At 63.0% G+C, this 14376-nt stretch carries 14 protein-coding genes; 7 read left to right on the top strand and 7 right to left on the bottom strand.

Annotated elements, in window-relative coordinates:
• Window positions 1-52: 52 nt before the first annotated feature.
• Both CSQ91_RS06150 and CSQ91_RS06145 read right to left on the bottom strand, forming a co-directional pair.
• Window positions 53-1633, bottom strand: coding sequence for a methyl-accepting chemotaxis protein (locus tag CSQ91_RS06150; protein ID WP_099387686.1), 1581 nt, complete (start codon window positions 1631-1633; stop codon window positions 53-55).
• 268 nt (window positions 1634-1901) lie between these two features.
• On the bottom strand, window positions 1902-2336 hold the full coding sequence (locus tag CSQ91_RS06145) for a hotdog fold thioesterase (protein WP_099387685.1): 435 nt from the start codon (window positions 2334-2336) through the stop codon (window positions 1902-1904).
• Window positions 2337-2479: 143 nt separating this feature from the next.
• On the opposite strand from CSQ91_RS06145, the gene lpxO reads away from it, so the two are divergent.
• The 6 genes from lpxO (at window position 2480) to fdx (ending at window position 8142) form a co-directional block, all read left to right on the top strand.
• Complete coding sequence (gene lpxO / locus CSQ91_RS06140) at window positions 2480-3379, top strand: lipid A hydroxylase LpxO (protein ID WP_034787360.1); 900 nt, start codon at window positions 2480-2482, stop codon at window positions 3377-3379.
• Window positions 3380-3545: 166 nt separating this feature from the next.
• Window positions 3546-3965, top strand: a complete 420-nt coding sequence (locus tag CSQ91_RS06135; protein ID WP_218963715.1) for a MarR family winged helix-turn-helix transcriptional regulator — start codon at window positions 3546-3548, stop codon at window positions 3963-3965.
• A gap of 186 nt (window positions 3966-4151) precedes the next feature.
• Window positions 4152-6482: a glucose/quinate/shikimate family membrane-bound PQQ-dependent dehydrogenase gene (locus tag CSQ91_RS06130; protein ID WP_257217324.1), complete on the top strand. Its 2331-nt coding sequence runs from the start codon at window positions 4152-4154 to the stop codon at window positions 6480-6482.
• 137 nt (window positions 6483-6619) lie between these two features.
• On the top strand, window positions 6620-7033 hold the full coding sequence (locus CSQ91_RS06125; RefSeq protein WP_099387684.1) for a DUF6331 family protein: 414 nt from the start codon (window positions 6620-6622) through the stop codon (window positions 7031-7033).
• 43 nt (window positions 7034-7076) lie between these two features.
• Window positions 7077-7709 carry a carbonic anhydrase gene (locus CSQ91_RS06120; RefSeq protein ID WP_034787358.1) on the top strand — a complete coding sequence of 211 codons (633 nt, stop codon included), beginning with the start codon at window positions 7077-7079 and terminating at the stop codon, window positions 7707-7709.
• A gap of 100 nt (window positions 7710-7809) precedes the next feature.
• Window positions 7810-8142 carry an ISC system 2Fe-2S type ferredoxin gene (gene fdx, locus CSQ91_RS06115; RefSeq protein ID WP_034787357.1) on the top strand — a complete coding sequence of 111 codons (333 nt, stop codon included), beginning with the start codon at window positions 7810-7812 and terminating at the stop codon, window positions 8140-8142.
• Window positions 8143-8175: 33 nt separating this feature from the next.
• On the opposite strand, the gene CSQ91_RS06110 is transcribed toward fdx, so the two are convergent.
• Window positions 8176-10224 carry a M13 family metallopeptidase gene (locus tag CSQ91_RS06110; RefSeq protein ID WP_099387683.1) on the bottom strand — a complete coding sequence of 683 codons (2049 nt, stop codon included), beginning with the start codon at window positions 10222-10224 and terminating at the stop codon, window positions 8176-8178.
• A 242-nt stretch (window positions 10225-10466) separates the two neighbouring features.
• Between CSQ91_RS06110 and CSQ91_RS06105 the strand changes: the two genes are divergently transcribed.
• On the top strand, window positions 10467-10703 hold the full coding sequence (locus CSQ91_RS06105) for a DUF7661 family protein (protein WP_034787355.1): 237 nt from the start codon (window positions 10467-10469) through the stop codon (window positions 10701-10703).
• 1 nt (window position 10704) lies between these two features.
• Here CSQ91_RS06105 and CSQ91_RS06100 read toward each other — a convergent pair whose 3' ends face one another.
• The 4 genes from CSQ91_RS06100 to prsR form a co-directional block, all read right to left on the bottom strand.
• Window positions 10705-11274: a DUF1439 domain-containing protein gene (locus CSQ91_RS06100; RefSeq protein WP_034787354.1), complete on the bottom strand. Its 570-nt coding sequence runs from the start codon at window positions 11272-11274 to the stop codon at window positions 10705-10707.
• A 207-nt stretch (window positions 11275-11481) separates the two neighbouring features.
• On the bottom strand, window positions 11482-12429 hold the full coding sequence (locus CSQ91_RS06095) for a hypothetical protein (RefSeq protein ID WP_099387682.1): 948 nt from the start codon (window positions 12427-12429) through the stop codon (window positions 11482-11484).
• Between the two features lie 36 nt (window positions 12430-12465).
• Complete coding sequence (locus CSQ91_RS06090; protein WP_034787351.1) at window positions 12466-12909, bottom strand: hemerythrin domain-containing protein; 444 nt, start codon at window positions 12907-12909, stop codon at window positions 12466-12468.
• Between the two features lie 104 nt (window positions 12910-13013).
• The gene (gene prsR, locus CSQ91_RS06085; RefSeq protein ID WP_070279524.1) at window positions 13014-14369 is read right to left on the bottom strand and encodes a PEP-CTERM-box response regulator transcription factor; all 1356 of its coding nucleotides are present in this window, start codon (window positions 14367-14369) and stop codon (window positions 13014-13016) included.
• Window positions 14370-14376: the final 7 nt, after the last annotated feature.

Here is a 14376-nt window from a genome sequence, read left to right as displayed (position 1 = left end):
CGCGGAATACGACTATTGGCGCATGGCGCGCCGTGCTGCCGCGCTCTCGGCATCAAGCTGCCAGGCGCAGCGGTCCGTTGGCCGGCTTGGCCAGTTTGAAGATGCCCACTTCCTGTTCCAGCTGCGCCGCCTGCTGCTGCAATTCCTGCGCGGCGGCCGCGGCCTGCTCGACCAGGGCCGCGTTTTGCTGGGTCACGCGGTCCATGTCGACGATGGCGCGGTTGACTTGCTCGATGCCGGCGCCCTGCTCCTGCGTGGCGTGGCTGATCTCGGCCATGATGCCCGTCACCCTGCCGATGCCGGCCACCACGTCGTGCATGGTGACCCCGGCCTGCTCGACGAGCAAGGTTCCAGTACCCACCTTGCTGACGGAATCGTCGATCAGGGCCTTGATTTCGCGCGCGGCGGCGCTAGAGCGTTGCGCCAGGCTGCGCACTTCCGTGGCGACGACGGCAAAACCGCGTCCCTGCTCGCCGGCGCGCGCCGCTTCCACTGCCGCGTTCAAGGCCAGGATATTCGTCTGGAAGGCGATGCTGTCGATCACGCCGATGATGTCGACTATCTTGTTCGACGAGGCATTGATCAGGCCCATCGTATGCACCACTTCGGCCACCGCCTTGCCGCCCTGCTCCGACACCTTCGACGCTTCGCGCGCCAGGCGGTTCGCCTGCTGGGCGTTGTCCGCATTCTGGCGCACGGTGGAAATCAGTTCTTCCATCGATGACGCCACCTCTTCCAGCGAGCCGGCCTGCTGCTCCGTGCGCTCCGACAGATCGCGGTTGCCCGTAGCGATCTCGGTCGAGGCCATGGCGATGCTTTCCGTGCCGTGGCGCACCTTGCCGACGATGGCGGCCAGGTTGTCGCGCATGGTCTTGATGGCAAACAGCAGGCTGCTGTCGTCGCCGTGGCGCGTGTGTACGTCGATGGCCAGTTCACCGAGCGCGATGCGCCCGGCAATCGAGGCCGCATACGCCGGTTCGCCGCCCAGCTGGCGCAGCAGGCCGCGCGTGATGACGGTGGCGACCGCAATGCAAATGAGCACGCTGAGCGCGGCCAGCACGCCGATCCAGCGCAGCGACTGGCCGTAGATGGCGCGCGCGGCCACGCTGGCCTGCTCCGATTCGCGCTGCACGTTTTTCAGCACCGTATCGATATCGGCGACGATCTGGCGCCGCAAAGGGCTGCACTCCTCGACGAGGAAGGTGCCGTACTGCTCCATCTGTCCCGTGGCGCGGAACTGGCGCGGACGCTGCAATTCCCGCGCCATGGTTTTCAATCCCGTGCTGACCTTCTCGAATTGCGCATCGCCGGCGAACTGCGGCGCCAGGCGGGCCAGCGCTTCCAGGTACAGCGCCTTCTGGCTGTCGAGGATGGCCAGCTCTTTTTCGGCGGCCGCCTGGTCATGGAAGATATACGCGTTGCGGGCAGCCAGGCCCGTCTGGTCGAGCGCTTCGCGCGCCACGTACAGGGGTTCGAGTTTTTCCAGTTGTACTTTTTCTTGCGCGTCCATGGCGCCGGAGATGGCGCCGATGCGCAGCAGTGCGAAGGCAGCCAGCACCAGCATGAGCAGCACCAGCAGCCCGAAGCCTGCGCTCAGGCGCGCGCCTATCGTCAAACGATTGAATGACATCATTGTTGTTATTGCCCTGTAATAAAGTTGATTGTTGCTGGTTATCTGAAAACCAGCGATCTGCTCGCCGTCGTGTTGCCGTTCCTGCATGGCACAGGATGGGTCTCTAACTGGCGTTTTTTGGGCAGTCAGCTTCTAATTTCGGGCAATGCAGGCGCGCGGGGCATACCCCCACGCCATACAACAGCACACTGAATTATAAGCGAACAGCGTTATTTATGATTTCACGTGGCCGCTTTTAATGCCTTGATGCAAGCCAAGATGGGACGTATCAGCCCGCGCCCGGGGCGTCGATGACAGCCATGGTGATGCGCGAAATGCAGCACAGTTTGCCGTCATCATCGGTGATGCGGATTTCCCAGACCTGGCTGGTGCGGCCCCGGTGGACCGGCGTGGCGCGCCCCGTAACATGGCCGCCGCGCACGCCGCGCACGTGGTTGGCATTGATTTCCTGGCCCACGCTCACCTGCCGGCTGGAATCGAGGCAGGCATTCGCGGCCATGCTGCCCAGGGTTTCGGCCAGCAGCACGGAAGCGCCGCCATGCAGCAGCTTGAACGGCTGCATGGTGCGGTGGTCGACGGGCATGCTCGCTTCGATCCAGTCGGGGCCGAAGGCCGTGAATGCGATGCCCAGATGGCGCATGGCCGTGCCCTCGCTGGCGGCGTTGAGGGTGGCCAGGTCGAGCGGTGCGTGCCAGATTTCCATTGTTACCTCGTGTCAGTGTGGAGAACAGCCATTGTAGGACAGAGCTCTCCCATGCGCCGCTTCATCTTTCCTTCACCGTGGCCCGGGGTGACGATGGCATTAACTGGTTATAATTGCCCCATTCTTAAAAAACGAGGTTGTGTATGAAGTGGGCCTTGCTGGGCATTTTTGTGTTTTCCGTTTTACATATTCATTTTCGTGGCAAGGTGCGCCTGCCGTTTCGCCGCCAGATCTTCGATCATTCCTCGTTCATGGCGCCGCTGAACCTGTTCATGCACACCTTTTCCAAGGTGCCGGCCACGCCATACCTTTCCGTCGATCAATTCCCGGAACTGGCGCCGCTGCAGCAGAACTGGCAAATCATCCGCGATGAAGCGCTGCGCATGCAGGAAATGAAAAAGATCAAGGCCGCGGAAAAGAACAATGACGTGGGTTTCAATTCCTTCTTCAAGTATGGCTGGAAGCGTTTCTACCTGAAATGGTATGACGCGAACCACCCGTCGGCGCAACAGATGTGCCCGCAAACCTATGCGCTGCTGCAATCGATTCCCTCGATCAAGGCGGCCATGTTCGCGGAACTGCCGCAAGGCGGCAAGCTCAACCCGCACCGCGACCCGTTCGCCGGCTCCCTGCGCTACCACCTGGGCTTGCAGACGCCAAACGACGACCGCTGCTTCATCGACGTCGATGGCGAACGCCACAGCTGGCGCGACGGCCAGGCCGTGATGTTCGATGAAACGTATATCCACTGGGCCCGCAACGACGCCGACAGCGACCGTATCATCCTGTTCTGCGACATCGAGCGTCCGATGCGCTACCGCTGGGCGCAAGGCTTGAACCGCTGGCTGGGCCGCACCCTGATGACGGCCGCCGCCTCGCCGAACGAACTGGGCGACCAGGTAGGCGGCGTGAGCAAGCTGTTCCAGATTTCCTGGACCATGGGCCAGTACCGCCGCCGCTTCAAGGCGTGGAACAAGACGGCCTACCAGGTCACCCGCGTGGCGCTGGTCGTCGGCATCATCGCGCTGATCTATTTCATTTAAGCACTGGCTTCACCCAAAAAAAACCGCCTTCGGGCGGTTTTTGCATTTCCGGCCGCCTGGAAAAATGCATAGCCTGCTATCCTCATCGAAATTATGATAGCATGCTATATTCTTTTCACCGGGGATGTTCGTGATCGACTTCCAGAAAGAGCAGTCCGCAGGCCACATGACGAGCCGGGCTGCACGCCTGTTTGCCAGGGTCATCGAGCGCAAGCTCAAGCTGATCGGCATGGCGCCGGGCCAGTTGCCCGTATTTTACGAACTGGCAAATGGCGCGCAGCTGACGCAGAAAGCGCTGACCGTGGCCGCTGCCGTCGAGCAGCCGACCATGGCGGCCACGCTGGCGCGCATGGAACGTGACGGCCTGGTCAGCCGCCAACCCGATCCCAGCGATGGACGCAGCAGCCTGTTCGGCCTTACCCCGGCCGCATTACAGCAGTCGCCCCTGATCAAGGAAGCGATTCATGTCAGCAACCGCGAAGCCCTCGCCGGTTTCAGCGCCGAGGAAGAACACGCCTTGCTGGACATGCTCAGCCGCATCATCGCCAATCTCGACAGCAAATCCACCACGCCAAACCCGGTCTGAGCATCCCGCCAGCGGGCGGACGCCCACCCCTCGGCCAACGGGGGAACCGAGTCTTGGTTATTCAGCATCACCTGGCGGCGCCTGGCCGCCCGGTCAACAATAAAAGGAATCATCGTGAACCCTTCCAGTTCATCCACACCCGCAACGCGGGGTCAAGCAGCGTCGCCGCTGCGCTATCTGCCAGCCGTGCTGCTCATCTTGTCCGGCCTCTTCCTCGCTATCGGCGGAGCCTACCTCGCGTACCTGGGCGGCAGCTGGTTTTACCTGCCGATGGGCATTGCCACGTTCGCCTCTGGCGTACTCGTCTGGCGGAGCAAGCCGGCCGGCGCCCTGCTGTTCGGTGCCGCCTTTATCGTTGCCCTGATCTGGGCCCCCATCGACGCGGGCTGGAACTTCTGGCCCCTGGTATCGCGCCTGTTCGTCTTCGGCGTGCTGGCATGCCTGGTAGCCCTCGCCTATCCCGGCTTGCGCCGCGCCGCCGGCGTGCCGGTTGGCAAAGGCGCTTTCGCGCTGGCGGGCCTGATCGCCTTCTGCCTGGCCATCACAGGCGTCAATTTCTTCCTGCCCAAGTCAGTCATCGAAGCCGATGTCGTGGCGGGCGTGACGCCGGTCGCTCCCGGCGCACAGCAGAAAAACTGGCTGCACTGGGGTAACACCACGGCCGGCAACCGCTTCGCCGCCCTGGACCAGATCAACAAGGGCAACGTCGGCCAGCTGAAACTGGCTTGGACGGCGCACACGGGCGACATCCCGCAAAGCAATGGTTCCGGCGCGGAAGACCAGAACACGCCGCTGCAAGTGGGTGATACCCTGTACGTCTGCACGGCATACGGCAAGGTCGTGGCGCTGGACGCCGATACGGGCGCCGAGCGCTGGAAATACGACCCGCAAGGTTCCGCGCCAAACTGGCAGCGCTGCCGCGGCCTGGGCTACCATGAAGCGCCCGCCGCGCAGCCGCTGCCGGCCAGCGCCTCCAGCGACGCCGCCCCGGCCGCCTGCCGCAAGCGCATCTTGCTGCCGACCATCGATGCGCGCCTGATCGCGCTCGACGCGGCCACGGGTGAGCCTTGCGCCGATTTTGGCGAGCACGGCACCGTCGACTTGAAGGTGGGCATGGGCGAAGTCAAGCCCGGCTACTACCAGCAAACATCGACGCCGCTGATTGCGGGCGACCTGGTCGTCGTCGGCGGCCGCGTGGCCGACAATTTCTCCACCGGCGAACCGCCCGGCGTGGTGCGCGCGTTTGACGTGCGCAGCGGCGAACTGGTGTGGGCCTGGGATCCGGGCAACCCTGCCATCACGAAACTGCCGCCGCAAGGCCAGACCTACACGCGCGGCACGCCGAACGTCTGGTCAGCCATGTCGTACGACGCCCAGCTGGACACCATCTACCTGCCGACCGGCAATGCCACACCCGACTTCTTCGGCGGCACGCGCACGGCGCTGGACGACAAGTACAGCTCGTCCATCGTTGCCGTCAACGCGAAAACGGGCAAGGTGCGCTGGACCTTCCAGACCACCCACCACGACCTGTGGGACTTCGACTTGCCGGCCCAGCCGCTGCTGTACGACATTCCCGACGGCAAAGGCGGCACCCTGCCCGCGCTGGCGCAAGTGACGAAACAAGGCGAAATCTTCCTCCTCAACCGCGTGACGGGCGAGCCCATCGCGGCCGTGGAAGAGCGTCCCGTACCGCAAGGCAAGGTGCCTGGCGAGCGCTATTCGCCCACGCAGCCTTTTTCCGTCGGCATGCCCTCGATCGGCAACGCCACCTTGCACGAGTCCGACATGTGGGGCGGCACCGTGTTTGACCAGTTGCTGTGCCGCATAGAATTCAAGGGCATGCGCCACGAAGGCGTCTACACGCCGCCAGGCCTCGACCGTTCGCTGCAGTTCCCAGGCTCGCTGGGCGGCATGAACTGGGGCAGCGTCTCCGTCGACCCGACCACCAACTACATGTTTGTCAACGACATGCGTTTGGGCCTGGCCAACTACATGATCCCGCGCGCCGCCATTCCGAAGGGTGCCAGCGGCATCGAGATGGGCGTCGTGCCGCAGGAAGGCACGCCGTTCGGCGCCATGCGCGAACGTTTCCTGTCGAAAGCGGGCATTCCCTGCCAGAAGCCGCCGTTCGGCACCATGTCGGCCATCGACCTGAAAACCCGCAAGCTCGTGTGGCAGGTACCGGTCGGCACGGTGCAGGATACGGGGCCGATGGGCATCCGCATGAAAATGCCGATTCCGATCGGCATGCCGACCCTGGGCGCGTCGATGTCGACGCAGTCCGGCTTGCTGTTCTTTGCCGGCACGCAAGATTTCTACCTGCGCGCCTTTGACAGCGCCACCGGCAAGGAAATCTGGAAACAGCGCCTGCCCGTGGGCAGCCAGTCCGGCCCGATGACGTATGTCTCGCCGAAAACGGGCAAGCAATACATCGTCGTCAGCGCCGGCGGTGCGCGCCAGTCGCCGGACCGTGGCGACTACGTGCTGGCATACGCCTTGCCTGACAAGAAGTAAGCGGCAATACAGTGCACACACAAAACCGCCTTCGGGCGGTTTTTTCATGCCTTGCTGCATGGTGTGCCAACTGCCGCCGCGCTTGCGGTACGATGGCGCCTCTATCAGACAGTCACCGCGCATGCGGGAAAGCAAACATGACGGAACGCGACCATCAATACGATATCCAGATTGCCGAAGACGCATGGATCGAGCACATCGACCTCGGGGAGCGCTATGCGCAAGCCGTCGGCATCGACGAGCACCTGGAGGGGCTGTGGCCGCTGATCTGCCGCCTGGAAACCTATTGCGCCGCCGGCTGTTGCGGCATCGATGCCTTCGATTTCACGCGTGCAGGCATCGCCGCGGCGCTGCTTGAGCTTGATCCCGCGCAACTGCATGCCGCCTGCGCACAAGCCCGCGGTGCCGTGGCAGCGGCCGCCAGCGACGTCTTCATGAGCAACACGATGAATCACATTGGCGATAAACGCGTGTTCCTGCAATTGATCGAGCATCTCGATCGCTGCATTACGGGGCCCCAAACCGGCCAGCCGGCAAGCCAGCCGCGCTGACATCGGCGATAATACGGGCTCACACCACTCTCTTCTTTTATTTATGCGCGACATCATTGCCGGATTTCTACGTTTCCAGAAGGAAGTCTTTCCTGAACGCCGAGAGTTGTTCAAGACACTGGCCACGGGACAGACGCCCAAGGCCTTGTTCATTTCCTGTTCCGACAGCCGCATGGTGCCGGAACTGGTGACGCAGCGCGAACCTGGCGAACTGTTTGTGATTCGCAACGCGGGCAACATCGTGCCCTCGTTTGGCCCGGAACCGGGCGGCGTGAGCGCGTCCGTCGAATTTGCCGTTGCGGCCCTGAATGTGACGGACATCGTCATTTGCGGCCATTCCGATTGCGGCGCGATGAAGGCCATCGCCACCTGCACCTGTCTCGATCACATGCCGGCAGTCAAGAACTGGCTGCGGCACGCGGATGCGGCGCGCATGATCAATGAATCGATCGAGCATGCCACGGAACAGGACCGCATCGACGGCATGGTACGGGCCAATGTCGTGGCGCAACTCAACAACATCCGCACGCACCCCTCGGTAGCGCTGGGCATCACGCAAAAGCGCCTGACCCTGCATGGCTGGGTGTATGACATCGAAAATGGCTCACTGGACGCGCTCGACGAGGCTACCGGCCAATTTGTCCCGCTGGCGGAACATCCGGCATCGAAGATGTAAGCGCGGAAAGCCCCAGTTCAGGCGCAACATTGCGCTTGACCTTATCAAGGCGGGAAGGTTCAAGGTAGCGGTATTCAAGCGACATCAAGGAGAATCCCGCATGCCAAAAATTACCGTCCTGCCCCATCCCGAGCTGGCCCCCGACGGCGCCGTGTTTGACGCGCCGCAGAACATGAGCATTTGCGACGCATTGCTGCTCAACAAGATCGACATGGAACACGCCTGCGGCCAGGTCGGCGCCTGTTCCACCTGCCACGTGGTCGTGGTGCAGGGTTTCGATACGCTCAACGAACTGGGCGACAATGAGGAAGACATGCTCGACCAGGCCTGGGGTTTGCAGCCCCATTCGCGCCTGTCCTGCCAGGCCCGCCTCGCCCAGGAAGACCTGACGGTGGAGCTGCCCAGGTACACGCTCAACCACGCCAAGGAATAGTCCGCGGCGCGGTTGCCCAACTGCCCTACCTGCTTACCACATGATCACGCGCTGCTCGGGCGGCAGATACATCGGGTCGCCTGGCTTGATGCCGAACGCTTCATAGAAACCGGGCTGGTTCTTGACCGTGCCCTTGGCGCGGAATTCGCCCGGCGAATGGGGGTCGCTCTTGATCTGCGCGATGGCCGCTTCGGGACGCAATTTCGCGCGCCATTTCTGCGCAAAGCCGATGTACAGGCGCTGTTCGCCCGTCAAGCCATCGATGACTGGCGAAGGCTTGCCGTTCAAGGAACGCTGGTACGCCTTGTAGGTGATCGACAGGCCGGAATTGTCGCCGATGTTTTCGCCCAGGGTCAGTTCGCCATTGATGTGGTAGCCCGGCACGGGGCTGTAGGCGCCGTACTGCTTGACGAGGCCGGCGGCCAGGGCCTTGAACGCCGTGCGGTCCTCTGCCGTCCACCAGTTGCGCAGACGGCCCTTGGCGTCATACTGGCTGCCGGAGTCGTCGAAGGCATGGCTGATTTCATGGCCGAAGGTGATGCCCAGCAAGCCGTAATTGACGGCATCTTCCGCTTTCACGTTGAAGAATGGCGGCTGCAAAATGGCGGCCGGAATCGTGATGGCGTTGAGCGACGGGCTGTAGCTGGCGTTCACGGTTTGCGGCGTCATCGACCATTCGTCGCGGTCGACCGGCTTGCCCAGCTTGGCCAGGTTTTGCTGGCGGCTCCACGCGCGCGCGGCGCGCACGTTGGCGATCAGGTCGTTTGGCTGCGTCTGCATGCTGCTGTAGTCGCGCCAGGTATCGGGATACGCGATCTTCGGCTTCAAGGCTGCCAGCTTGAGCTGGGCTTCCTTCTTGGTTTCCGGGCCCATCCAGTCGAGCTGCTCGATGCCATCCTTGAACGAGGCGACGAAATTGTCGAACATGGCCATCACGCGGGGCCGGGTTTCCGGCGGCAGATACATTTCCACGTAACGCTTGCCGACGGCGTCGCTGATGGCGCCATCCGTGAAGCGCAGCGCCAATTGCCACTGCGGTTCGCTTTGCGGCACGCCGCGCAGCACCGTGCCGTCGAAGGCGAAACGCTCCTTGACCGTAGCGCTGTCCAGGAAGGAGGCATAGCTTTCGATGATGCGCCAGTTCAGATAGCTCTTCCAGGATTCCAGCGGCACGGCGGCCACGGTCTCGGAAAAGCCGGTCATGAAGCTGGGCTGGCGCACCACGGCCGACGAGGCTTTCGGCGCCAGGCCGGCGGCCGTAAAGTAGGCGTTCCAGCCGAAGGCCGGCGCCAGTGCCGCGAATTTGTCGAAATCGACGCGGTTGTACGATTTGACGGGATCGCGCATCTGCACGCGTGTCCACTGCACGGCCGCCAGGCGCGTTTCGAGGTCGAGGATTTGCGCCGCATGTGCGGCAGCGGCCTTGTCGCCGCTCATGGCCAGCATGGTTTCGATATGCTTGAGGTATTTGGCGCGCACGGCTTGCAGCTTGGCGTCGTCCTCCTTCAGGTAGTAATCGCGGTCAGGCAAGCCCAGGCCGGACTGGCTGATGTTGACCGTGTAGCGCTCGGGATCTTGCGCATCGGGTGCCACATAGGCGGAAAACGGCGTGGCAACGCCATTGCCTTGCAGGTAGGCCAGCAGCGCCGGCAAGTCTTTCTTGTCCTTGACGGCGGCGACGCGGGCCAGTTCGGCGCGCAGGGGCTTGAAACCGGCCGCATTGCGCGCCTTGTCGTTCATGAAGCTCGTGTACAGGTCGGCGATCTTGTGCGCTTCGCTGCCGGGCTTGCCGGGGTTCTTGACGGTGGCATCGATCAGGCCGCGCAACTGGCCCTGGGCGATTTCGCGCAATTCGATATACGTGCCCCAGACGGATTTGTCGGCCGGGATTTCCGTATTGCGCGTCCAGACGCCGTTGACGTAGCCGTAGAAATCATCCCTGGGGCTGACCGCAGGGTCCAGGGATTTCAGGTCGATGCCGGAGACGGGCGCGGCGGCGGTAGCGCCCTGCTGGGCGTACAGCGCAGGCGAGGAGAAGGCGAACAAGGCGCAGCAGGCGGCGCTGATGAGTGAGCGTTTCACGAAGATTCCTTTAATTGTTTTAACTTCATGTTGGGGAACATGCTGTGTCCAGGCATGAGAGGCAGGATTATAGTCGGCCTGCTTGTGGGGCAACAATGGCGGTTGAACAACTCCTGTGATCCGATGTTCGCTGAAGCACGCCTCAAGCCCGCGCCGATGATCAGCAAATGTTACCATCTAGCAATAGCCATACCTGTCGCTCGCCACATCTTTTTGCCTGGCTCTTTCACTGGAGAAGTTTGATGCAGGAATTCAGATTCAATATTTTCGGCACGCTGATTGGCGTCCGGGAGAGTCAGGGCGCCTGGCGCGCCTTCTATCTCGGTGCGGAAGGCAAGCGCAGGCCCGCCGATTTCATTATTCCGGACGATATTCAAGCCGATGCGCTGTGCGAGTACCTGGCTGACCTGTTTCACGAAGAGGCGACGCCGCGCAATAACACGGCCACGCAAATCGGCGCGCCCGCGTTCGAGGCCTAGCCTACTTCACCGGCTCGAACGTCACGGTCAACCCATTGCCCGTGGTCCTGATCTGCGTGGGCACGAATTGCACGCCCGCATAGCGCAATTCGTCGGGTTTGAACGTATAGATCGGCGTTTCGTGCATGAGCTGGTCGGCCACCAGGCTGGCCACCTTGGCGAACTGGCGCTGCTGCGACTCGTCCATGCCATCGATGGCGACCTTGTCCACGCTCGCTTCGCTCAGGTAGACGGCGTTGCGCTGCGCGTCGAGCACGAGGCGGCCCGACATGGCCAGGCTGCCGCGCCAGCTCTGGCGGATAAAGGGCGGCAAGACGCTGGCGTCCACGCTCAGGGCAACCCGTTCGCGCTCGGGCTGCAGCGACAGTTGCGGGTGGGTCAGTTTGACATCCAGCACGGACAGCACGCGCTTGTCGATGGGAAAGCGGCGCTCCAGGCCTTGCTGCATCTTGCTCAGCGACACATTCACGTCGCGCGGGCCGATCAGGGTGGAACACGAGGCCAGCACGCTGCAGGCAAAGGCAGCGATGGCGGCGGTTTTCAGCAAGGGACGCAGGGCGGTCAAGGTCATGGATAGTCTCGGTGGAAAGATCGCGCCATCTTACACATGGACCCGCTTCAACACAAACGGCGCCCGGCTTGCGGCGGGCGCCGTTTTTTTTACGTCAACGTCTTATTAATGCACGAACAGGGCGATCAGTATGACGATGGGCAATGGAATGCCCAGCAGCAGCAAGAGGATGGAACGCATGGCAGTCTCCTAGATTAGATCGGTGAATTAAATGGTCACATGGCGCAGCACGCGCTCATGGTCGCGCTGGCGGCCGCCGAACGTTGCCGCCAGGCTGGCCACGAAAGCGCCCAGCAACAAGGAGACGAACATCCACAGCGCCGTGTGGGCACCGGCCTTGCGGGCCGTTTCAGCCGCTTGCTGGGCGGCAGCCTTGGCATCGGCGGCAGCCTTGGCGGCGCGGGCGTAGACGGCGTCGACGCGCGCTTCCGCTTCCGCCTGCGTCAAGCCCGTGCGGCTGGCCACGACCTGGCCCAGGTAGGCGCGGTCATCTGCGGCCAGGCTGCCCGTGGACAGGCCGGTGGCGAAGATCTTGCCGATTTCGACGCGCTGCTCGGCGGTGCTGGCATTGGCCGCAGGCGCCGCCAGGGTGCCGGTGGCAGTGGTAGCCGGTGCGGCAGGCGCGGCGCGCAGCAGCATGTCCGAGAAATAGTCGAGCGGATTGGCGCCGCTGCCCTCGCCTTGCTTGGCGCTTGCAGCGCCAGCAGCACCTGCGCCCGCTGCCGCTGCGGGGGCAATGGCAGCGGCTACGCCGCTGCCCGCGTCGATGGCGCCGCTCAGTACGGCACGCGTGCCGCCGGCCAGCACGGCCACTGTGATCAGGGTGGCCACGGCCCAGGCCAGCAAGCCGTGCGCCGTATCGCGGAAATGCACCTCATCCGTGTGGATGGAACTCCATTTCACGCGCAGCCGGCCCGCCAGGTAGCCGCCGATGCCGGACGCGGCCAGTTGCATGAAGGCCAGCCAGGCGATGGTCGACACGCCGATGGCCGTAGCGTTGAACGACCACGGCGACACGGACGACAGGCCCAGGCCCACGCCGAGGATCAGCAAAATGAAGGACAAGGCGGCCGCGGCGGCTGCACCCGCCAGCACGGCACCCCAGGATACGCCCGGATTGTTCAGGTCCGACACGGACAATTGTGTAGCTTGCATGGAATACTCCCTTGGTTGTTGATTTTTTTAAGCCGCTCAGGCGGCGACGCCCGTCAGCTGTTCCTTGCGCGCGGCCATTTCCTTGCCCAGCGCGTCGAGGTCGACGGCCGTATGGCGCACTTTGGGAAACATGTCGCCCTCTTCTTCCTTGACGTGGTGCTCGATCTGCTCCGACAGCACCTTGACCTTGGCGTCGTACAGGTCATCGGCGGGGTCCATCGCGGTAATCTGCGCGATGAGCTCCTTGGCGCTCGCATGCTCGACGACGGCTTCATCCATCAGGTCGCCGTCATGGATCGGGCGGCGCACGGCCGGGTAGAAGATTTCTTCTTCCAGCTGCGTGTGCACGGTCAATTCCTGGCAGATCTGGTCGGCCAGTTTTTTCTTGGTGGCAAAGGAGCGGTCGCTCAGGTTCTCATACTGCGCAAACAGGGCCTTGACGGCCTTGTGGTCCTTCATCAATAAATTGATCGCGTTCATAACCCCTCCTTGTTGTTGATGAGGCTAGGATGCGCCGTGACGGCGCCAGCGTATGTGCGACGCCATACACAATCTTGATATTTAATCCATATCAGTAAGAAGGCTTACTTGATGCCGTGGTGCCCCATCAAGTCATACAGGGTGGGCCGGCTCACGCCCAGCAGTTCGGCCGCCTTGGCGATATTGCCGTCGGCGCGGGCCAGCGCGCGCACCATGACCTTGTACTCGGCCGCTTCGCGGGCCTGACGCAGATTGATGGATTCATCGGCGGGGAGGGCCTGGGCGCTGGCGGGCAAGCCCAGGTCATCGGCCGCGATCTGCGGCCCGTCGCTCATGATGACGGCCCGCTTGATGCAGTTTTCCACTTCGCGCACATTGCCGGGCCAGCCATAGCTTTCGATCAGCTGCAGCGCGCCGGCGCTGAAATGCAGGTTGCTGCGGCCTTCGCTGGCGCAGAACTTGTGCTTGAAATGCTGCGCCAGCAAGGTGCAATCGCCGGCCCGCTCGCGCAGCGGCGGGATGCGCAAGACAATTTCGCTGAGCCGGTAAAACAGGTCTTCGCGGAAACGCCCCTGTTCCGCCAGCACTTTCAGATCCTGGTGCGTGGCACAGACGATGCGCACGTCGATGGCGATCTCGGCACGGCCGCCCACCCTTTCGATGACTCTTTCCTGCAGGAAGCGCAGCAATTTCGCCTGCAGCGCCATCGGCATGTCGCCGATTTCGTCGAGAAAGAAGGTGCCGCCATGGGCCAGTTCGATCTTGCCCAGGGTTTGCCGGGCCGCGCCCGTAAACGCCCCCCGCTCATAACCGAACAGCTCGCTTTCCAGCAAGTTCTCCGGGATGGCCGCGCAATTGATGGCCACGAAACGTTGCGCATGGCGGCTCGACAGCGCATGCAAGCCCCGCGCAACCAGTTCCTTGCCGCTGCCCGAGTCGCCCAGCAGCATCACGCTGGCCGACGAGGGCGCCACTTTTTCCACGCTGCGGCACAGTTTCAGCATGCCCGGGTCGCGGCTGACGATGCCGGCCAGCGGAGAATCCGCCTGCGTCTGCAGCATGCGGCGGTTTTCCTGCTGCATCGCGTGCAGATAAAACGCGCGGGCAATGACCAGGCCCAGCATGTCGGCCTCGAACGGTTTCTGGTGGAAATCGTAGGCTCCCAGCGCGATGGCTTTCAAGGCATGCGCGCGCTCCTGGTTGCCCGACAGGATGATGACTTTCGTGTCCGGCGCCAGCGCAAGGATTTGCCGCAAGGTGGCGAGGCCTTCCGTGGCACCGTCCGGATCGGGCGGCAAGCCCAGGTCCATCGTCACCACGGCCGGCTGGTGGCGCCGCACCAGCGCCAGCGCCGCCTCGCGCTCGCCCGCCAGCAAGACCTCGTAGCCGTCAAAGCTCCAGTGCAGCTGCTTTTGCAGGCCGGGATCGTCTTCGATGACCAGCAGTTTTTGCTTGCCCATGGCACCC

Origin of the sequence: Janthinobacterium sp. BJB301 (assembly GCF_002735685.1) — a bacterium.
GTDB lineage: Bacteria > Pseudomonadota > Gammaproteobacteria > Burkholderiales > Burkholderiaceae_D > Janthinobacterium > Janthinobacterium lividum.
Note: the sequence above shows the minus strand (reverse complement) of the source record. Positions and strands in the feature narration are given on the sequence as shown.